The sequence below is a fragment of the Mucilaginibacter lutimaris genome, from assembly GCF_042676625.1.
Lineage (GTDB): Bacteria > Bacteroidota > Bacteroidia > Sphingobacteriales > Sphingobacteriaceae > Mucilaginibacter > Mucilaginibacter lutimaris.
In genome coordinates, this window is record NZ_JBHTIA010000003.1 from 438,514 (window position 1) to 457,686 (window position 19,173).

At 43.8% G+C, this 19,173-nt stretch carries 20 protein-coding genes and 1 tRNA gene; 19 read left to right on the forward strand and 2 right to left on the reverse strand.

Annotated elements, in window-relative coordinates; translation table 11 throughout:
* Positions 1-32: 32 nt before the first annotated feature.
* From hemB to ACFQZI_RS02815, 11 genes are all read left to right on the forward strand, one after another.
* Positions 33-1,004 (forward strand): porphobilinogen synthase, encoded by a 972-nt coding sequence (hemB, locus tag ACFQZI_RS02765; protein WP_377138119.1) that lies wholly within the window; start codon positions 33-35, stop codon positions 1,002-1,004.
* A gap of 139 nt (positions 1,005-1,143) precedes the next feature.
* Complete coding sequence (gene hemL, locus ACFQZI_RS02770; protein WP_377138121.1) at positions 1,144-2,457, forward strand: glutamate-1-semialdehyde 2,1-aminomutase; 1,314 nt, start codon at positions 1,144-1,146, stop codon at positions 2,455-2,457.
* A gap of 1 nt (position 2,458) precedes the next feature.
* Positions 2,459-3,334 carry a sensor histidine kinase gene (locus ACFQZI_RS02775; protein WP_377138123.1) on the forward strand — a complete coding sequence of 292 codons (876 nt, stop codon included), beginning with the start codon at positions 2,459-2,461 and terminating at the stop codon, positions 3,332-3,334.
* Between the two features lie 11 nt (positions 3,335-3,345).
* On the forward strand, positions 3,346-4,053 hold the full coding sequence (locus ACFQZI_RS02780; RefSeq protein ID WP_121246355.1) for a response regulator transcription factor: 708 nt from the start codon (positions 3,346-3,348) through the stop codon (positions 4,051-4,053).
* Between the two features lie 3 nt (positions 4,054-4,056).
* Positions 4,057-4,581 carry a tetratricopeptide repeat protein gene (locus tag ACFQZI_RS02785; RefSeq protein WP_377138125.1) on the forward strand — a complete coding sequence of 175 codons (525 nt, stop codon included), beginning with the start codon at positions 4,057-4,059 and terminating at the stop codon, positions 4,579-4,581.
* Positions 4,582-4,670: 89 nt separating this feature from the next.
* Positions 4,671-5,696 carry a uroporphyrinogen decarboxylase gene (gene hemE / locus ACFQZI_RS02790; RefSeq protein WP_377138127.1) on the forward strand — a complete coding sequence of 342 codons (1,026 nt, stop codon included), beginning with the start codon at positions 4,671-4,673 and terminating at the stop codon, positions 5,694-5,696.
* Between the two features lie 113 nt (positions 5,697-5,809).
* The gene (gene hemJ / locus ACFQZI_RS02795) at positions 5,810-6,343 is read left to right on the forward strand and encodes a protoporphyrinogen oxidase HemJ (protein WP_377138129.1); all 534 of its coding nucleotides are present in this window, start codon (positions 5,810-5,812) and stop codon (positions 6,341-6,343) included.
* Positions 6,344-6,503: 160 nt separating this feature from the next.
* Positions 6,504-7,076, forward strand: coding sequence for an RNA polymerase sigma factor (locus tag ACFQZI_RS02800; protein ID WP_377138131.1), 573 nt, complete (start codon positions 6,504-6,506; stop codon positions 7,074-7,076).
* Positions 7,045-7,818 carry a hypothetical protein gene (locus ACFQZI_RS02805; protein WP_377138133.1) on the forward strand — a complete coding sequence of 258 codons (774 nt, stop codon included), beginning with the start codon at positions 7,045-7,047 and terminating at the stop codon, positions 7,816-7,818. Before ACFQZI_RS02800 ends, ACFQZI_RS02805 begins: the two co-directional genes overlap by 32 nt.
* 19 nt (positions 7,819-7,837) lie before the next feature.
* Complete coding sequence (locus tag ACFQZI_RS02810) at positions 7,838-8,644, forward strand: outer membrane beta-barrel protein (RefSeq protein WP_377138135.1); 807 nt, start codon at positions 7,838-7,840, stop codon at positions 8,642-8,644.
* 155 nt (positions 8,645-8,799) lie between these two features.
* Positions 8,800-9,798 carry an ABC transporter ATP-binding protein gene (locus tag ACFQZI_RS02815; protein WP_377138137.1) on the forward strand — a complete coding sequence of 333 codons (999 nt, stop codon included), beginning with the start codon at positions 8,800-8,802 and terminating at the stop codon, positions 9,796-9,798.
* 57 nt (positions 9,799-9,855) lie between these two features.
* Here the strand turns inward: ACFQZI_RS02815 and ACFQZI_RS02820 are convergent, their stop codons facing one another.
* Complete coding sequence (locus ACFQZI_RS02820) at positions 9,856-10,770, reverse strand: PfkB family carbohydrate kinase (protein ID WP_377138139.1); 915 nt, start codon at positions 10,768-10,770, stop codon at positions 9,856-9,858.
* 88 nt (positions 10,771-10,858) lie between these two features.
* Between ACFQZI_RS02820 and ACFQZI_RS02825 the strand changes: the two genes are divergently transcribed.
* A tRNA-Asn gene (locus ACFQZI_RS02825) sits at positions 10,859-10,932 on the forward strand.
* A 74-nt stretch (positions 10,933-11,006) separates the two neighbouring features.
* On the opposite strand, the gene ACFQZI_RS02830 is transcribed toward ACFQZI_RS02825, so the two are convergent.
* Positions 11,007-11,294 (reverse strand): hypothetical protein, encoded by a 288-nt coding sequence (locus ACFQZI_RS02830; RefSeq protein ID WP_377138141.1) that lies wholly within the window; start codon positions 11,292-11,294, stop codon positions 11,007-11,009.
* A 172-nt stretch (positions 11,295-11,466) separates the two neighbouring features.
* Here ACFQZI_RS02830 and ACFQZI_RS02835 point away from each other — a divergent pair, with 172 nt between their 5' ends.
* The 7 genes from ACFQZI_RS02835 to ACFQZI_RS02865 all read left to right on the forward strand — a co-directional run bounded on the left by ACFQZI_RS02835 (position 11,467) and on the right by ACFQZI_RS02865 (position 19,162).
* Positions 11,467-12,285: an SDR family NAD(P)-dependent oxidoreductase gene (locus ACFQZI_RS02835; protein ID WP_377138143.1), complete on the forward strand. Its 819-nt coding sequence runs from the start codon at positions 11,467-11,469 to the stop codon at positions 12,283-12,285.
* A 75-nt stretch (positions 12,286-12,360) separates the two neighbouring features.
* Positions 12,361-13,251 (forward strand): helix-turn-helix domain-containing protein, encoded by an 891-nt coding sequence (locus ACFQZI_RS02840; protein ID WP_377138145.1) that lies wholly within the window; start codon positions 12,361-12,363, stop codon positions 13,249-13,251.
* A gap of 127 nt (positions 13,252-13,378) precedes the next feature.
* The gene (locus ACFQZI_RS02845; protein ID WP_377138147.1) at positions 13,379-14,221 is read left to right on the forward strand and encodes an SDR family NAD(P)-dependent oxidoreductase; all 843 of its coding nucleotides are present in this window, start codon (positions 13,379-13,381) and stop codon (positions 14,219-14,221) included.
* Between the two features lie 73 nt (positions 14,222-14,294).
* The gene (locus ACFQZI_RS02850; protein WP_377138149.1) at positions 14,295-15,215 is read left to right on the forward strand and encodes a helix-turn-helix domain-containing protein; all 921 of its coding nucleotides are present in this window, start codon (positions 14,295-14,297) and stop codon (positions 15,213-15,215) included.
* 62 nt (positions 15,216-15,277) lie between these two features.
* Entirely contained in the window at positions 15,278-15,856 is a 579-nt protein-coding gene (locus ACFQZI_RS02855) for a Crp/Fnr family transcriptional regulator (RefSeq protein WP_377138151.1), read from the forward strand.
* A gap of 95 nt (positions 15,857-15,951) precedes the next feature.
* Complete coding sequence (locus ACFQZI_RS02860; RefSeq protein ID WP_377138153.1) at positions 15,952-16,851, forward strand: SDR family oxidoreductase; 900 nt, start codon at positions 15,952-15,954, stop codon at positions 16,849-16,851.
* A gap of 160 nt (positions 16,852-17,011) precedes the next feature.
* Positions 17,012-19,162 (forward strand): GH92 family glycosyl hydrolase, encoded by a 2,151-nt coding sequence (locus tag ACFQZI_RS02865; RefSeq protein ID WP_377138155.1) that lies wholly within the window; start codon positions 17,012-17,014, stop codon positions 19,160-19,162.
* The last annotated feature ends 11 nt before the right edge of the window (positions 19,163-19,173 follow it).

The following is a 19,173-nucleotide window of genomic DNA, read 5'->3' on the forward strand; positions in this document are numbered from 1 at the left end:
AAATAAACCAGTGAACCGATGAACTAAAAGAAATGTTACAACGACCAAGAAGAAATAGAAAGAGCGAAGTTATACGCCAGATGGTGCAGGAAACACATGTTAGCGCGGCTAACCTGATATTCCCGCTGTTTATTGTGGAGGGCGAAAATCAGAAAACCGAGGTAGCATCAATGCCGGGCATCTTCAGGTACTCAATAGATAACCTGCTGCGCGAGATAGAAAGTTGTATGAAGCTTGGCTTAAACTCGTTCGACCTTTTCCCAAATATCGATGAAGCGCTTAAGGACAAATATGCTACCGAAGGCCATCGCGATGAGAGCCTTTACCTGCGTGCCATACGCGCAGTAAAAAAGGAGTTCCCTGAGTCGTGCGTGATAACCGATGTTGCTATGGACCCGTACAGCAGCGATGGTCATGATGGCCTTGTTCAAAATGGTGAGGTATTAAACGACGAAACTTTAGAAATTTTAGGCAAAATGGCCCTCGCCCATGCCCGCAGTGGTGCCGATATTATTGCCCCTTCGGATATGATGGATGGCCGCGTGGGATATATTCGTAAAGTGCTGGATGATGCCGGCTTTACAGGTGTTTCTATCATGTCGTACACAGCCAAATATGCCAGTGCCTTTTATGGCCCGTTTAGGGATGCGTTAAATTCGGCCCCCAAATTCGGCGATAAAAAAAGTTACCAGATGAACCCCGCTAACCAGCGCGAGGCTTTGATCGAAGCTGCTTTAGATGAAGCGGAAGGTGCCGATTTCCTGATGGTGAAACCCGGGCTGCCTTACCTGGACGTAATTAAACTTTTAAAAGATAATACCGAACTGCCCATTGCTGCCTACAACGTAAGCGGCGAATACGCCATGATAAAAGCCGCCGTAAAAAACGGTTGGTTAAATGAGCAACGTTCGGTTACTGAGGTGTTAACCAGCTTCCGTCGTGCCGGTGCCAGCGCGATACTAACGTATCATGCTAAAGAGGTGCTGTTAAACAAGTGGCTGTAGATAGTGATTAGAGATTAGTGACCGGAGATTAGTTATAAAGAGCGTTGCCATCCTGAGCCTGTCGAAGGATTGCGCGTAAAGGCCATGCCCGTTATGCTTCGACAGGCTCAGCATGACCCGAATACTTGAATAAATAAAAATGAGCAAACCTGATATAAGCAGAGCAAAATCTGCAGGACTATACGAAAAAGCAAAAACCTATTTTCCCGGAGGGGTGAACTCCCCTGTTAGGGCGTTTAAATCTGTTTACGGTACGCCGCTTTTTATTGAGAAGGGCGATGGCAGCCATATTTGGGATGCCGATGGTAACGAGTTTATAGATTTTTGCTGCTCGTGGGGGCCGCTTATTTTGGGGCATAACAATACTGCTGTTCGCGACAAGGTAATCGAAGTGATGCAAAAAGGCATGTCCTTCGGCGCACCTACCGCTTTAGAAAATGAACTGGCAGAGCTGATAATCAGTAACAATAAATATATTGAAAAAATCCGTTTTGTTAGCTCGGGCACCGAGGCGGTTATGTCGGCCATCAGGTTGGCAAGGGGTTACACCAAGCGTGATAAGGTTTTAAAATTTGAAGGTTGCTATCATGGCCATTCAGATAGCCTATTAGTTAAAGCGGGTTCGGGCCTGGTAACCTTTGGTGAAACTTCGTCAGCAGGCGTACCAAAGGCTTTTGCCGATGAAACCATCGTGGTGTCGCTTGACGATAAAAAAGCCTTACAAGAGGCCTTTGAAGAGTTTAAGGGCCAAATTGCCGCCGTTATTATCGAGCCTGTTCCGGCTAACAACGGCTTGCTTTTACAAACGCAGGATTATTTAAATTATCTGCGCCAGATATGTACCGACAACGGCACAATGCTCATTTTTGATGAGGTGATCTCAGGCTTCCGTGTGGGTTTTGAGGGTGCCGCTGCTTATTATAACATTCAGCCGGATATTATTACCTATGGTAAAATTATAGGCGGTGGTTTACCTGTTGGCGCTTACGGCGCATCGGCAGAGGTCATGGATCAAATTTCCCCGGTAGGTTCGGTATACCAGGCCGGCACACTGTCGGGTAACCCGGTTGCCATGGCGGCGGGTATCGCTCAATTAACCCAACTTTTAAAGCCTGGCTTTTATGACGAATTACATGCCAAAACGGCAGGTTTTGTAAACGATATACAGGCATTTGTTGATAACCGTGGTTATGCGGTCAAAATATTTACGATTGGGTCTATTTTTTGGTTTGCATTTACAACTCAGGAGAGCATCTCTACAGCCGAAGAGATAGACCCGGCGAGCATGGTTAAATTTAAAGAAATGCATCGCGAGTTAATAAACAGGGGCATATATTTAGGCCCGTCGGGCTACGAAGTTGGCTTTATTTCGGCAGCACATACAACCGCTGACCTGGAAACCACAAAAATAGCTATATTTGATAGTTTGGATATTGTATTTGAAAAGAATTAACATGAAAAAAACGCTTGTTATATTTTATGCCATAATCATTTATGCCGTTGCAGAACTGATATGGTGGGGGTATATGCTGGTACACCTAAACCCAAGCCGTAAAGGCATGATATTGGGCGAGGGATGTATGTTTATTACCGTTTTTTTAGTCGGCGCTTACTTCCTGCATCAATCTTTAAATAAGGAAGAAAAGTTACAGGAACAGAAAAAGAATTTCCTGCTATCCGTAACTCATGAACTTAAATCGCCGCTTGCATCAATTAAAATACTGTTGCAAACCATCCAAAAGCGCGATTTGACCAAAGAACAGATCCTAAACTTTATTGATAAATCTCTACTTGATGTAGAGCGTTTGGATGATATGGTAGAAAACATGCTCCTGGCATCAAAAATTGATAACCGCTCATATAGTTTCCCCAAGGCTAAATTTAACCTTTCGGTTTTGGTAGACAGTATTGTAAACCGCCTGCAAATAAGCAAGTGCGATTGCAACCAGCAGATCATCAATGCCGAGATAGAGCCTAAAATTGAAATAACAGGCGACAAATTTGCATTAACATCGGTAGTTACCAATTTGGTAGAGAACGCTGTAAAATATTCGAGCCCTTGCGAAACGGTGAACGTAAAGCTATTTGAGAAAGAGGGTAAAGTTTACTTTCAGGTGGCAGACCATGGCATAGGTATTGCAGACAATGAGAAGCCCCGTATTTTTGATAAATTTTACCGTGTAGGCAGCGAAGATACACGTAATACAAAGGGTACCGGTTTGGGTTTATACATTGTAAAAGAAGTATTAGATAAGCACCAGGCCAGCATTAAAGTTAAAGACAACCGCCCTGCCGGGAGTGTATTTGAAGTAGTATTTGCATTAACCTAAACAATATGAGTATGCTTAACAAAAAAAGAATTTTATTAGCCGAAGACGAAGATCATTTATTGGAGGCCATTAAGTTAAACCTGGAACTGGAAGGTTATAAGGTTTCTACAGCAAACAATGGTAAAAAGGCCCTTCAGATATTTAAAGAAGAGCGTTTCAACCTCGTAATATTAGATGTAATGATGCCCGAGATAGATGGCTTTGTGGTTGCCGAAACCATCAGGCTTGAGAATTCTGAGGTGCCTATTATGTTCCTTACCGCCAAAAACACTAATGAGGATAAAATTTCGGGCCTTAAAAAAGGTGCCGATGATTATTTGACCAAACCGTTCAATCTGGAAGAGCTTATTTTACGAGTAAATAACCTTGTAAAGCGCAGCTTAAAAGGCGATGACCTTAAAGAATTTAACAGCTACAAAATCGGTGATAAAACCATCCACTTTAACTCGTTTGAATTGGTTAACGGCGATGAAAGCATTACGCCGCTGACTAAAAAGGAAACTATGCTGCTTAAGCTTTTAATAGAGCGCCGCAACGAGGCTGTATCGCGCGAGCAGATCCTGGAGACTGTATGGAATTATGACGTTTACCCGTCTACCCGTACTATCGATAACTTTATCTTAACCTTCCGTAAGTATTTTGAGCCGGATCCTAAAAACCCGGTTTATTTTCATTCTATACGTGGTGTAGGTTATAAATTTACCGATAACCAGCACTAATACATGTTTACAAACAGGGCACGAATATTAGTAACCGGGCTTTTTATTGTATCGCTGGCTATTGTGCTTCAGTATAAGATTTACGAGCTGGCGGCGGTTAACGTAATGTTTATTGGCTTGTTAATATGGGGTTACTTTAAGCAGGGTACTATTGTGCTGGCTGCAAAAGCGTTTCACCAAAAAGATTACGATAAGGCCGAAGACCTTTTAAAACAAGTGCCCAAACCCGAGTGGCTTAGTAAAAAGCGACGTGGGTTTTACGAGTTTATATACGGAGGGGTTTGCCTGCAAAGGCGCGAATATGCCGAGGCCGAGCAACATTATGAGTTAGCCGCTTTATACCCGCTGCGCAGCGCTAACGACCATGTTGCAGCGCTTGTACACGTAGCAAACATTAACGTACGCAATGGTAATTACGAAAAAGCCAAAGCCTACCTGCAACTTACCGAGAAACATAAAGACAATATAACTGCTAAAATGAGGGATGTGATCCAAAAGGTTGAGCAGGAGTTAAAAAAACACAAATAAAGAATTAGGATGTGAGAATCAAGAATCAAGAAAACCGACAGGTAGGATCTTGACTCTTGATTCTTGGCTCTTGAATCTCCTAAAGAAACATGAAAGATTCGTTATTTTTAAAAGCCGCATTTTCAGAACAAACAGAACGACCACCCGTATGGATGATGCGCCAGGCCGGTCGCTTTATGCCCCAGTATTGGGAGATCAAGAACAAGTACTCGTTCCTGGAGATGTGCAAAACCCCCGAAATTGCTGCCGATGTTACCATGCTGCCTGTTGATCTGTTGGATATTGATGCGGCAATTCTGTTTTCGGATATATTGGTTACCGGCGAAGCCATGGGCGGCGACCTTAGCTTTACGCAGGGTGTAGGCCCTAAATTTGCCAACCCGGTTCGTACCCAGGCAGATATTGACGCCCTTGAAACCAACGTTGGCGACAGGTTGCAATATGTTGCCGATGCCATTAAGGTAATCCAGCAGCGTTTGAATGGCCGCATCCCGCTAATTGGTTTTGCAGGCGCGCCATTCACCGTAATGAGCTACCTGGTAGAGGGCGGATCTTCAAAAGATTTTAAACTAACTAAACTGATGCTGCATAACCACCCGGAAATGGCGCATCAGCTTTTATCAAAAATAGCCACCGTAACGGCCGATTATCTGAACCTGCAAATTGCAGCCGGTGTTAACGCCGTACAAATATTTGACAGCTGGGCACAGGCATTATCATGGGATGATTATACCGAGTTTTCACACCGTTATATCCAGGAGATCATTAGCAAACTAAACAGAAAGGATATCCCTGTCATATCATTCTGTAAGGGTAGCTCGGTATTCGCGCCGTTAATGGCGGAGGCAAAACCGGATGTAGTGTCTATTGACTGGAATGTCGACCTGCTTGACATCAAGCATCGCTTACCGGCAAACGTCGCCGTACAAGGCAACCTTGATCCGCATATATTATATGCCGATAAAAAGGTGATTAAAGAGCGCATTCACCGCTTGTTTGAGCGTATGCGTGGCGAGAACGGCTTCATCTTCAACCTTGGCCACGGCATTATGCCGGATATCCCGTTCAATAATGTGAAGTATGCTGTAGAAGTAATAAAGGAGTTTAGGTATTAATAATAGCAATATGTCATTGCGAGCGATAGCGTGGCAATCTCGTCGCTTGCTAATTGAACGCGACGGGATTGCCACGTCGCAGCGCTCCTCGTAATGACACTCATAGGCAAGCCATGTACCAATACGTTTTAGCCATACATATCATATTTGTAGTCTGCTGGATGGCGGGGCTGTTTTACATTGTGCGCCTGTTTATTTATCACCGCGAAGCGCAGGATAAACCCGAACCTGCACGAACCATTCTGTCCGACCAGTTTGCGGTGATGGAAAAGAAACTCTGGTGGATCATCGCTACCCCAAGTATGTACATTGTGATTGCAGCAGGCGCAACCATGTTACACATTAACCCCATGCTTTGGAAAATGCCTTGGCTGCATGTTAAGCTTACCTTCGTTATTGGCTTAATAATTTATCATTTCATCTGCCAAAGCAAAATGAAGCAAATGGCGCAGGGCAAATTCACATGGACGTCTACACAATTGCGTTTATGGAACGAACTGGCTACCATTATCCTGTTCGCTATTGTGTTTTTAGTAGTCCTTAAAAGCGCGCTTAACTGGATCTTTGGGGTTGTAGGTATTATAGCCTTTAGCGTGATATTGATGATGGCAGTGAAGATCTACAAGCGTTTTAGGGAGAAGAAATAGTCTGTCGTCTTCATCCTGAAGTTGTTTTAGTATTTCTAAAGACATTTGATGCAGTTTGATCCGAAATAAACTCGGCATAACTGGCTATTATCGTAAATTCCTCCAAATTTATTTTAACCCTTATGCAACCATTGCGCGTTCCTTTACATCTTACTGTTAAATGATGTTTTTGGAACCTAAATCTAATATAGAACATTTAGTAAGAGCCTGTAAAGAGGGCCAGCGTAAAGCGCAAGAAATGCTATACAAGCAGTTTGCGGCCAAAATGCTGGGTATTTGCATGCGCTACGCAACCGATAAAATGGAAGCAGAGGACATGCTGCAGAACGGGTTTATAAAAGTGTTTCAGAAAATAGCGGATTACCGCGGCGATGGTTCGTTTGAAGGTTGGGTACGGCGAATTATGGTGCATAGCTCTATTGAGTATTACCGCCGCCACCACAAGATGATGCAGGTAGTTGATATTGACGAATCGGGACACGAACCTTCTGTAAACGCAGCGGCGTCAAGCAGTTTAGAGGCTAAAGATCTGCTGGTATTAATTAAGGCATTGTCCCCGGGTTACCGTATGGTATTCAATTTGTATGCTATAGATGGTTACTCGCACAAAGAGATTGCCGAGATTGTAGGCATCAGCGAGGGGGCGTCAAAATCGCAGTTGTCGCGTGCAAGGGCCATTTTAAAGGAACAGATATTGAAAATTGAAAATAAAAAATATGGATATGCAGGATAAAGAGATAGATAGCCTGTTCAGGTCTAAACTCGATAATTTTGAGATTGAGCCGTCCGCGCATGTTTGGAATGGTATAGAGACTCAAATGGCTAATAAGAAAAGGCCGCTGGGGTTATACCTCAGCATAGCGGCCAGTTTGCTTATATTGCTTAGCGCGGGCTTGTATTTTGTATCAAACACAAATGATGTGGCCAAAAAGCCTGTACAAATTGTTGCGGCTAAAAACAATAAACCTGCAAAAACAATTGTACTGCCGGTAATTGTGGTACCAAATGTAACAGAGCCGCAACTCAGAAAAGTGATAGCATTAAACACGGTAGTATCGCGTAAACAAAAAGTTAAGGTTGCTCAAAAGCCGGTTACTATCATAAAACAAGAAGAAATTATACAGCCTGTACAGCAATTAGCGCAGGTGGTTCAAAAAACAGATGTGCAGGTACAGTATGTTGTGCCGGATAAAAGTGTGCCGTTTAACGAAAAGATTGCTACACCCGAACAGGAGCCGATAAGTGCTAATGCGCAAGTTATACAACCACAAGGAGAGGTGGCTAAAACATTGGCTGCTGCGCCGGTAAAAAAACGCCGTATCCGTAACTTTGGCGACCTGATAAACGCTGTTGTAAGTAAGGTTGATAAACGAAAGGATAAGCTGATAGAGTTTTCGACCCCGAAGGACGAAGACGACTCAACCTTAAGCGGGTTGAACCTTGGATTCATAAAAATAAAAAAGACAGATCAATAGAAAATAAATATACCAAAGTATGAAGCGTTTAATATTTACTACCATAATATGCCTGGCGGCAACAACCCTGTTTGCACAAACAGACTCCGTTAAAACCAGCACTGATACTACCAAAACCCGCCGCACCCGTATTCGCCTTGGCTTTGGCGATGACGTGGCCCAGGTTGGCATAAATGATACCATCACCACACATTCAAAAGCGCCGGGCTTTTCATTTGGCCTAACCTTTACCAGGTTTGATATTGGTTTAACCACCCTGAATGATAACGGTAGCTTTAAACTATCGCCAACAAATCAGTTCTTAAACTACCGGTCGTGGAGGAGCAGTAATATTGGGTTTGATGTTTTGCAGTTGGGTTACCGCTTCAACAGCTCGTTCAGGATCTACACCGCCGGTGGTTTCGATTGGACTAACTTTCGGTTGCGTGAAAGCGTAACCATATTGCGTAACCAGGCACCGCTTGCTTATACACAGGATGCTGTTAAGTATGACAAGAACCGCCTTTCGGCTACTTATATACGTGTCCCAGTAGCGTTTGATTTCCGCACCCGCGACGATGATGACGGGCGTAGGTTTCACTTTGTAGGTGCCGCTGAAATGGGCGTGCTTATCAGCAGCAGCCTAAAACAAGAGAGTAAGGAGAACGGCAACCTTAAACTGGGGGGTAACTACAACTTCTCTAAATTCAGGTACGGTGCTTCGTTACGTATTGGTTACGGTGCCATTGGTGTATTTGGTAAATACTATTTCAATAATGTGTTTGAAAACAGCCCGGCACAGGATGGCTTACGTAACTTCTCATTTGGTATGAGTGTTGGTTGGTAATGACCGGGATTTAGCTAATGATATAGATTCAAGGGATTTTATCTGCAAGGATAAAATCCTTTTTTTTATTTTAGGTCGGGGATATATTTATTCTAAATCAAGTTAAATCCTAAAAATCTGTAAAATCAGATCAATCCCGGTTATCTTTGCCTGCAATGGCAGAAACACCTTTTTTACAGGCAAGATCAATTAGCAGATCATACGGCGGGGCAGAAGCATCGGGCGTTAAAAGAATCAATCTCGACATTATCCCCGGAAAAATAACCGCTATAATTGGCCAAAGCGGTAGTGGTAAAAGCACTTTACTAAGGTTGTTTTACGGTTTGCTTTCCCCGGATGAAGGAGTAGTGGAATTTAAAGGCGAGCGCGTTTGGGGTCCCGAAGAAAAGCTGATACCCGGCCACGATGCCATGAAAATGGTAACCCAGCATACCGACGACCTTAACCTTTTTGCCCGTGTTTGGGATAACGTAGCTGCCATGCTGCCAAGCACTAACGTTAAAGTTAAGGAAGAAAAAACCGAACAGGTGCTAACCCAGCTAAACATGATGCACCTTGCGCTAAAGCGTGTTGCCGACCTTAGCGGCGGAGAAAAACAACGTGTTGCCATTGCCCGTGCCATTATTACCCGCCCAGAAGTTTTATTACTTGATGAGCCTTTTAACCAGGTAGATACTTCGTTTCGTGAGGGTTTGCAGCATGATATACGGCAGATCGTAAAGGAGACGGGCCTTACCGTAATAATGGTATCGCATGACCCGGCCGAAGTTCTCTCGATGGCAGATGAACTTATTGTTTTAAAAGATGGTGAAATAGTTGAGACCGGTCATCCTAAAGTGTTATATCATGCTCCTTTAAATTTGTACACGGCAGAGTTACTTACCAATTGTAATGTGCTTACGGTTGATGAAGCGAAAGACTGCGGTATTGAAACCGAAAAGCAAGCCGTAGTGATATATCCTGAGTGGATCCGCCTTAATAATGTCCTTAAAACCAACAAATGGACGGTAAAAGAGGTGCTTTTTAAAGGCTTTTATGAAGACCTGATATTAGAAAATGATGGCGTTTTACTACGTGTTGTTAATGACGACAGCGGTAAGTATAATAATGGCGACATTGTTGGCCTCAAAATAAAAAAGTGGTTGGAATATTAGGCCTTATAAGCCCTCTCCGTGGGAGAGGGCTAAAAATCAAGAGTGTCTTTATTAATATTAGATCTCGAAAGTAGATAACTGTACAAATTGTTGCACGCGTGCGGCAACTTCGGCATCAGTAAGGTTTTTGATCTTCTCGGTGCCAAACTTTTCTACACAGAATGATGCCAGCGCCGATCCGAAAATAATAGCGTTCTTCATATTATTAAAGTTAATGGTACCTACTTTTGCCATGTAACCAATAAAGCCACCGGCAAAGGTATCACCAGCGCCTGTTGGGTCAAACACCTCGGCCAGCGGAAGGGCAGGTGCAGAAAAGATGCGGTCTTCGTGAAATAATAGTGCACCATGCTCGCCTTTCTTAATAATAAGATATTTAGGGCCCATGGTTAATATTTTATTGGCAGCTTTAACCAACGAATACTCGCCCGATAACTGGCGTGCTTCGGCATCGTTAATAGTTAAAACGTCAACCATTTTAATGGTTTCCAGCAAGTCGTCCATAGCAATGTCCATCCAAAAGTTCATGGTGTCCATTACAATAAGTTTAGGGCGGTTCTTAAGGCGCTTAATAACCGTTTGTTGTACCTGCGGGGTAAGGTTACCCAGCATCAGGTATTCGCAGTCCTGGTAAGCCTCCGGGATGATCGGGTCAAAATCGGCCAGTACATTTAACTCTGTTGTTAAAGTATCGCGGCTATTCATATCATTATGATACTTTCCGCTCCAGAAAAATGATTTTTCGCCTTGTTTAATTTGCAGGCCTTCGGTATCTATATGGTGATTATTAAAATCTTTTATCTCTTCCGCTGGGAAGTCGTCACCCACAACAGCAACAATTTTTATCTTGTCGTAAAAGTAAGAAGCGGCCAAACTTGCATAGGTAGCGGCCCCTCCAACAATCTTATCTGTCTTTCCAAAAGGGGTCTCGATTGCATCAAACGCCACAGTACCAATAACTAACAAACTCATGTAAAATATTTTTTAATTTTTTTTGTGCAAATATTGTGAAATTACCTCAGAAATCATACTTTTGCACCACTCCAATCAGGAAAAACACTCCTGAGTAGCTCAGCTGGTTAGAGCATCTGACTGTTAATCAGAGGGTCGCTGGTTCGAGCCCAGCCTCAGGAGCAAAGCCCCGCACGTCCGCGGGGCTTTTTTTATGCCTTGTATTTTATAAGATAATAGCGGCAGGCTGTTAGTTATCACAAAAAGTTTACCACCAACTGCTCCCACTCTTCGTTTAAAGATATGTTTGGCCGCTTTTGTCCGGCCCTACTGTACCAGTAATCGGCATTCCCTATATCGCCCTCTTTACGATGTAAGTAAGCGTGCACCCATGCCGACTCCCGATCTGTAAGATGATCAACCTGGGCATGCGCCTGTTGCCAATCGCCTTTGCCATCATACCAAAGGCTTTTTAACTGCGCGGTAAGGCTGGCCTCGGGCTGCGCCGAATTAAATGATTGTTTAAAGTCTTGTAATGTTTTCATTTGGTACTATTTGCTGCAAAATAGCTATAAAGCTTCGTAAGGGTAAATTATGATTTTAATTAAGTACCTATTAACACTCATCTTGGAAATGTGTTAATACTACCGTGTTTTGTATAAATTAGTTTTATACTATGCCAATACCTTTGTTATCAACAATTAACAAAGAAAGACAATGTCAAAAATAATTTTAATAACCGGCGCCTCACGTGGCTTTGGTAAAATTTGGGCAAAAGCCCTTTTAGAACGCGGCGATAAAGTTGCCGCATCTGCCAGGAACATGGCCGATTTAAATGACCTTGTAGAAGCGTATGGCGATGCCGTGCTGCCTCTTCAGTTGGATGTAAATGACAGAGAAGCAGGTTTTGCTGCTGTGCATAAAGTGAAAGACCATTTTGGCCGTATTGATGTATTGATAAATAATGCCGGCTTTGGCTTATTTGGAGCTATTGAAGAAACAACCGAGCAGCAAGCCCGTGCACAAATGGAAACCAACTTTTTTGGGCTGTTATGGATTACACAAGCGGTAGTGCCAATAATGAGAGAGCAAAAAAGCGGACATATAATTCAGGTATCCAGCTTTTTGGGCTTGGTTACTCTGCCGGTTTTAGGCCTTTACAACGCATCAAAATATGCGGTTAACGGCTTAAGTGAAACATTAGCATCAGAAGTAAAAGGCTTTGGTATAAAGGTAAGCTTAATTGAGCCAAATGGTTTTTCTACAGACTGGTCGGGAGCATCTGCATTCCAAACAGACCCCATTGAAGCATATGCGCCAATTAAAAAAGCGTTCGCAGAATCGGCAACACCGGATAGTTGGGGTAATCCCGAGGCAACAACACCCGCTGTTTTAGCGTTGATAGACAGCGAAAATCCACCTTTACATTTACTGTTGGGTAAAATTGCCTATCCTGGTGTTAAGCAAGCTTACGCAGCCCGTTTGGCCGAGTTTGAGGCTTGGAAAGATGTTTCTGCCGCGGCTCACGGTCATTAATGCATCATATAAAACCATTAACCACAATCTGCACATATTAATGTGTAGATTGTGGTGTCTTAATTATTAAGCGCGATGAACCACTATAAAAACCTGATCGATCTGCATAAAGCTAACGGCTTCCCGCCGCCAGAACATCCGCTGTTTAGTATTTACCAATGTAACGGTGCCTGCAGCATGGGCGATAAGGAATTTACGAGCGATTTTTATATGGTAGGTTTTAAGAAGATAGTATTGGGCGAGGTATTGTACGGGCGCACTAAGTACGATCATCAATCTGGCTCAATGATGTTTTTTAAACCACGGCAGGTTATTGAAATGAAGAACCTGAAAATGGAAGAGGATGGTTTCTTAATTTTCCTCCATGAGGATTACCTGAACGGGCACACGCTGCACGATGATATAAAAAAGTATCATTATTTTGATTATGAAACCAACGAAGCCCTGCACCTGTCTCCGGCTGAAGAAAAAACGATATGGGAGCTATATCGTAAGATAGAGAACGAATATCTTAACAACCAGGACGAATACAGCCGCGAGCTTATCCTCGCAAATGTAGATACAATGCTGAAGTATAGCCAGCGGTTTTATAAGAGGCAGTTTATTAGCCGTACTGAGATCTCGGGCAAAACGGTTACTAAGTTTAATGAAGAGCTTAATCGTTATGTGGCCGCCGGGCTGCTAAACACCAGGGGGCTGCCATCCGTTCATGAAATTGCCGGCAGGCTCAATATATCTGCCGGGTATTTAACCGATGTACTAAAACAGGAAAGCGGTAAAACAGCGTTAGAGCATATCCACATTTATTTGATCTCCGAAGCTAAAAACAAGCTGATAGGCGAGGATAAATCGGTATCAGAAATTGCTTACGCTCTCGGGTTCGAAAACCTGTCGTACTTTTCGCGTCTGTTTAAAAAGGAGGTAGGTATAAGCCCTAACTTATTTAAAAAACAGTTACTTAATTAAATCTTTCAAAAGCCCTGTCCGCAGGGTTTTTTATGCATCCTCAATTTGGCTACAAGCCCACTCAATTCGGCTACATTTAGTAAACGTTATGTGCCCATCTTTGATGTATTATCAAAAAGAAAACAAGATGGAGAATCAACAAAAAAATAAGGTTTGGTTTATTACAGGTGCTTCACGTGGTTTTGGCCGTGTTTGGGCCGAGGCCGCGCTTAAACGTGGCGATAAAGTAGCAGCTACAGCACGTAATTTGGATAGTATTGCTGAGCTTAAAGAAAAATATGGCGATAACGTACTTACGTTAGAACTGGATGTAACCAACACCCAACAGGTAAACGCGACCGTAGCGCAGGCCCATGCACATTTTGGCAGGCTGGATGTGGTGCTGAACAACGCAGGTTATTCATTGGTTGGCACAATTGAAGAAGCCAGTGCCGATGACGTAAAGGCAATGTACGACACCAATATTTTTGGCGCGCTGGCCGTTATCCAGGCGGCTTTGCCTTTATTGCGCCAACAGGGCAGTGGGCATATACTAGGTACCTCCAGTAACCTTGGGCATGTGGTATTGCCGGTTATTGGCTATTATGCTTCATCTAAATGGGCATTTGAGGCTATCCACGAAAGCCTTGCCTTGGAAGTTAAAGATTTTGGCATTAAAGTAACTATTATAGAGCCGGGTGCTTATGCTACTGAGTTTGGTAGCCCGGAATCGCTCAAATTTGCACCGGGCCTGGATATTTACACCAAGTTTAAAGAGGATTTCTTTAACAATTTAAAAAATCTGGAGCGGGGCGACCCCAATGCTACGCCGCAGGCTTTGTTCAAGGTGATTGATGCCGAAAACCCACCGCTTAGGTTTAACCTGGGTAGCAATAACTTAGCGTGGACACGTGGCGTATACGAAGAGCGTTTAGCCCTTTGGGAAGAATGGGATGCCGTATCAGCCTCGGCACAAGGCACCGCAAAGTAATTGACAGGTAAATATTTAATTATAACCGGCGGTACATTACGCAGCCGGTTATAATTTGCTTTAACTTTAGTAAATGAAAAAGGAAGAGAAAAATCTTATAAGATTTGAGACCCTGTCTGACGCGCACAGAGCATTTGGTATGCCTCAGCCGAAACATCCGTTGATCAGTATGATAAACGGCGCGCCATCATGGCCAAAACCACACAAGCCGGGCCAGCAACATGTTTTAGGTTTTTACAAGATCTCCTACAAGCCAAAACTTGCCGGTAAATTAAAATACGGCCAGGGTTATTACGATTTTGACGAAGGCGGCTTGCTATTTGCCGCGCCTGGCCAGATAATGGGAAGCGCCGAAAGTGACGGCACGGTATGTTCCCAGTACACATTGCTAATTCATCCGGACTTTTTATGGAACTATCCTTTAGCTAAAAAGATAAAGCAATATGGGTTTTTCTCATATGCCATTAACGAAGGGCTGCATCTTTCGGAAGAAGAGAAGACAACCATCATGTCGGTATTTAAGATGATAGATGATGAACTGAACAGTCGTATTGATGATCTTAGTCAGGATGTCATCATGTCGCAAATAGAGCTTTTACTTACCTACGCCGACCGGTTTTACAAACGCCAGTTTATTACACGTAAGGCAGTAAACAGTGGGCTGCTGCAGCAATTAGAAAATATACTGGAAGGATACTTTGCTAACGAGCGCTCTGTAAGCGAAGGGCTCCCTACTGTTCATTACCTTGCAGAAAATCTAAACATGTCGCCAAGTTACCTGAGCGATATGCTGCGTTCGCTTACGGGCCAGAACGCCCAGCAACACATCCACCAAAAGCTGATAGAAAAAGCCAAGGAGAAATTATCTACTACGAGCTTAACTGTAAGCGAGGTGGCGTATGCATTAGGTTTTGAGCACCCGCAATCGTTTAGTAAACTATTCAAGACAAAAACTAACTTGTCGCCGCTGGAATTCAGGCGATCGTTCAATTAGTCCTATCAATATCCTGTTATCAAGTTAAAACAACGTCGGCCAATTTATTTACATTTGATACTATGTTTGCCGATTTTGAAAAATATATACGCGCTCATGTTGAATTAACCGACGATGAAGTCGCGTTATTCCGCAAAACTGCCGTTGAACAAACCCTGCGCCGAAAAGGGTTCTTATTGCAGCAGGGTAACATTTGCCGTTACAAGATATTTGTGTGTAAAGGCCTGCTGCGTACTTACCGCACAACCGAGACTGGGAGCGAGCACATTCTGCAGTTTTCGCCCGAAAACAGTTGGACAACTGATCCTGAAAGTTACAACAACCTAACATCATCGGTTTATAATATAGATGCGCTTGAACCATCTGAAGTGGTCATGTGGGCAAAAAAAGATTTCGATGATCTGTTTAAGAACTTGCCCGCCCTTAAAGCTTATTCTGAAGATATGATCCAGCGCAATCTTTACCGCACCCGCGACCGTCTGTTCTTTAACCAGACCGCGACTGCCGAAGAGAAGTACGATGACTTTGTAAAAAACTTTCCCGGTATTATGGCGCGTGTGCCACTGCATATGGTGGCTTCGTTTTTAGGGCTATCCCGCGAGACGTTAAGTCGCATCAGGCATGCACAGGTGAAAGCATAAATCTAAAAACGGTGATTTATGTCCTCGTTTTGGCTTTTTGAATAGGCGACTTTTGTGTTGTTAAAACATAGAATCGTTTACCAAAATAATTAAACATGCGTGTATTTGTAACCGGCGCAACGGGCTTTGTAGGCTCGGCCGTTGTAAAAGATCTGATTGAAGCAGGCCACCAGGTACTTGGCCTAACCCGCTCTGAGGAGGGCGCAAAACAATTAACAGAAACAGGGGCCGAGGTACATAACGGTACCTTGCAGGATCTGGAAAGCCTAAAAAGAGGTGCCGCCGCCTGCGATGGCGTTATCCACACAGCCTTTATCCACGATTTTTCGAAATTTAAAGAAAGCTGCGAATGGGACAGGCAAGTTGTAGCCGCCCTGGCCGAGGCTCTTACCGGGACTAATAAGCCATTGATAGTAACTTCTGGCACGGGTTTAGCCACATCTGCCCCGGGCCAGTTAGCAGTTGAAACCAATGTAGTGAATAGTACTACTACACATCATCCCCGCGCGGCTTCAGAAGAAGCAGTAGCTGATGCCAAAGCTAAAGGTGTAAACGCGTCTATTATGCGCCTGCCGCCATCGGTACACGATAAGGGCGACCATGGTTTTGTACCTATCCTTATCAACATCGCCCGCGAAAAGGGCGTATCTGCTTATATTAATGATGGTAACAACCGCTGGCCTGCCGTGCACCGTTTAGATGCCGCCCGTTTGTACAGGCTGGCAGTAGAAAAAGGTGAAGCTACAACTTACCATGCCGTAGGTGATACCGGTGTACCAACCCGACAGATAGCTGAAACTATTGGCAGGCACCTGGATCTGCCGGTTAAAAGCATTAGTCCGGAAGAGGCCGCTGATCACTTTGGCTGGTTCGCCGGATTTTTTGGATGGGATGTACCTGCATCAGGAGAATCTACTACCGAGCGGCTTGGCTACCGCCCAAACCACATCGGCTTAATTGAAGACCTGGAGCTGGGACATTACTTTGAGAAATAAGCAAACGCTTGTAAAAGCCCTTTTGATTATCTCCAAAGGGCTTTTTTGTGGTTATATAGGTTAGTTCCTGCTCAAAAATAAAATCTCACATCTTAGGGGATAAGCGCATAAATTGCATCTTACAATTAACCGGCACCTACCAATTGGCCGGCATAAACCTATGATTAGCAAAATTACAAAGTCTGCTTTTGGGGCGCTTGCTGCCTTTTTTCTATTTAGCAATGCCATCGCACAAAAGGTACAATACACCAAGTATGTTAACACCTTTATTGGTACAGCACCGCTTAATGACCCCAAAATATTGGGGTACGAGCTGCCTAAGGGATGGCGTTCGTGGGCGGGCTTAACATTCCCGGGCAGTTCGCTTCCCAACGCTATGGTGCAGTTAAGCCCCATGACAGAGTATGGCTCGGGCGCAGGTTACCAGTACGAAGATTCTGTTATACTCGGGTTTACCCATACTAATAAAGGCCACTGGAACCTTTGTAATATCCCTATCCTGCCTATGTCAAACCGGGGCGGTAAGTTTGGGTCGAGGTTTAGCCATAAAAGAGAAAGCTCTTCGCCGGGCTTTTACCAGGTTTACCTGGATGATTATGATATTAATGTAAGTTTAACCTCAACCTTAAGAGCGGGTTATCATAAATACGAGTTTAAGAATAACAAGAACCGCCAGATACTCTTCGACCTTGGCAAGGCTAACAGCCGTGTTACTACCTGGCGAATAGAGCAGGTAGGCAAATCTGCCGTACAGGGTTTCCAGGGAGGTGAGAACGTTTATTTTTATGCTACGCTGAATGCCGATATTGAAAAGCTTGATAAAACCGACGAAGGTAAGCGAACAGGTTATGCTTTACTGCATTTAGCCGACGGCAGCAATGCACCGGTTGAACTAAAGATCGGTCTTTCATTCGTTAGCGTTGAAAATGCAAAACAAAACCTGGAAGCAGAAATAGGCAATAAAAGCTTTGCAATAATACGCAAGGAGGCTAACCTCAAATGGGAGGCCTTATTATCTAACATACAGGTTAAGGGCGGTACAGCTAAACAAACAGGTATGTTTTATTCCAGTTTGTACAGGTCATTTTTATGGCCGGCTTTACGCAGTGATATAAATGGGGAATATACCGATGCCAAACACAAGGTAGCCAAAGCGGATTTTAACTATTATACCGAGCCATCCCTGTGGGATACTTACCGCAATAAGGATGTGCTGTTGGGGTTGGTTACACCTAAAGTTACACTTAACGTCATCAAATCCATGAAGGATGTGGGTGATAAAACCGGGTTTATTCCAACTTTTTTTCATGGCGACCACGGCGCATCGTCAATTGCGGGAGCATATTTGCGAGGTATTACCGATTTTGATATCAAAGGCACGTACAAGATCTTATTAAGAAACGCCAATGTAGAAGGCGGTGCCCGCCCATTTGTTAAGGAATATATAGGAAAGGGCTACATCTCCGACCCCGATATTGCCCATCCCGAGGTGGAAACCAAAGCTAAAGCGGGAGTGTCAAAAACGTTGGAGTACTCTTATGACGATTATTCGGTAGCGCAAATTGCTAAGGAGTTGGGCGATACGGCAAATTACCGTATTCTGATGGCACGTTCTAAAAATTATAAGAACATGTTCGATCCGTCTACACGCTTTATGCGGGGCAGACTGGAGAACGGCGATTGGATAAAACCATTTGATCCGCAGCAACCTTATTACGAATATATGTATCGCGAGGCCAACGCCTGGCAGGTATCTTTTTACGCGCCGCATGATATGCCCGGCTTAATAGCCCTGTACGGCGGCCCTAAAAAGTTTGAATCTAAATTAGATTCGTTATTTACCCTACCTTGGAACCCCAAACACATTGCGCGCAATGTAGAAACCATGATTGGCCAGTACTGCCAGGGTAATCAGCCCGACCATGAGGCGCCATTCGCTTATACTTTTATAGGCAAGCCCGAGAAGACCCAAAAGGTGTTAGACAATATCCTGAACAACCTTTACGGTATTGGCGATGAAGGCCTGGAATTAAGCGGGATGGACGATGCGGGCGAAATGTCGTCATGGTATGTGTTTAGTTCGATGGGTTTATACCCGTTCTCGGCAACCGACCCCAAGTACATTGTTACCGCGCCATTATTTGATAAAGTGACCTGGAAAACCAGCAGCGGTAAAATACTTACCATTACCAAACCCGGTAAGGGCAGGGGTATAACCGCTATAAAAGTTAACGGTAAAAAAATAAACGGCTATTTTGTATCGCACGATCTGTTTAAAACAGGGGGCAATATTAATATCGTTACCAAATAAAATGCATAAAG

Coding starts and splice junctions, on each gene's coding strand:
- ACFQZI_RS02860 (WP_377138153.1), top strand. CDS start 15,952: ATGCGTGTATTTGTAACCGGCGCAACGGGCTTTGTAGGCTCGGCCGTT.
- ACFQZI_RS02845 (WP_377138147.1), top strand. CDS start 13,379: ATGGAGAATCAACAAAAAAATAAGGTTTGGTTTATTACAGGTGCTTCA.
- hemJ (WP_377138129.1), top strand. CDS start 5,810: ATGTACCAATACGTTTTAGCCATACATATCATATTTGTAGTCTGCTGG.
- ACFQZI_RS02835 (WP_377138143.1), top strand. CDS start 11,467: ATGTCAAAAATAATTTTAATAACCGGCGCCTCACGTGGCTTTGGTAAA.
- ACFQZI_RS02800 (WP_377138131.1), top strand. CDS start 6,504: ATGATGTTTTTGGAACCTAAATCTAATATAGAACATTTAGTAAGAGCC.
- ACFQZI_RS02780 (WP_121246355.1), top strand. CDS start 3,346: ATGCTTAACAAAAAAAGAATTTTATTAGCCGAAGACGAAGATCATTTA.
- hemE (WP_377138127.1), top strand. CDS start 4,671: ATGAAAGATTCGTTATTTTTAAAAGCCGCATTTTCAGAACAAACAGAA.
- hemL (WP_377138121.1), top strand. CDS start 1,144: ATGAGCAAACCTGATATAAGCAGAGCAAAATCTGCAGGACTATACGAA.
- ACFQZI_RS02815 (WP_377138137.1), top strand. CDS start 8,800: ATGGCAGAAACACCTTTTTTACAGGCAAGATCAATTAGCAGATCATAC.
- ACFQZI_RS02810 (WP_377138135.1), top strand. CDS start 7,838: ATGAAGCGTTTAATATTTACTACCATAATATGCCTGGCGGCAACAACC.
- ACFQZI_RS02855 (WP_377138151.1), top strand. CDS start 15,278: ATGTTTGCCGATTTTGAAAAATATATACGCGCTCATGTTGAATTAACC.
- ACFQZI_RS02775 (WP_377138123.1), top strand. CDS start 2,459: ATGAAAAAAACGCTTGTTATATTTTATGCCATAATCATTTATGCCGTT.
- ACFQZI_RS02830 (WP_377138141.1), bottom strand. CDS start 11,294: ATGAAAACATTACAAGACTTTAAACAATCATTTAATTCGGCGCAGCCC.
- ACFQZI_RS02850 (WP_377138149.1), top strand. CDS start 14,295: ATGAAAAAGGAAGAGAAAAATCTTATAAGATTTGAGACCCTGTCTGAC.
- hemB (WP_377138119.1), top strand. CDS start 33: ATGTTACAACGACCAAGAAGAAATAGAAAGAGCGAAGTTATACGCCAG.
- ACFQZI_RS02820 (WP_377138139.1), bottom strand. CDS start 10,770: ATGAGTTTGTTAGTTATTGGTACTGTGGCGTTTGATGCAATCGAGACC.
- ACFQZI_RS02840 (WP_377138145.1), top strand. CDS start 12,361: ATGAACCACTATAAAAACCTGATCGATCTGCATAAAGCTAACGGCTTC.
- ACFQZI_RS02785 (WP_377138125.1), top strand. CDS start 4,057: ATGTTTACAAACAGGGCACGAATATTAGTAACCGGGCTTTTTATTGTA.
- ACFQZI_RS02865 (WP_377138155.1), top strand. CDS start 17,012: ATGATTAGCAAAATTACAAAGTCTGCTTTTGGGGCGCTTGCTGCCTTT.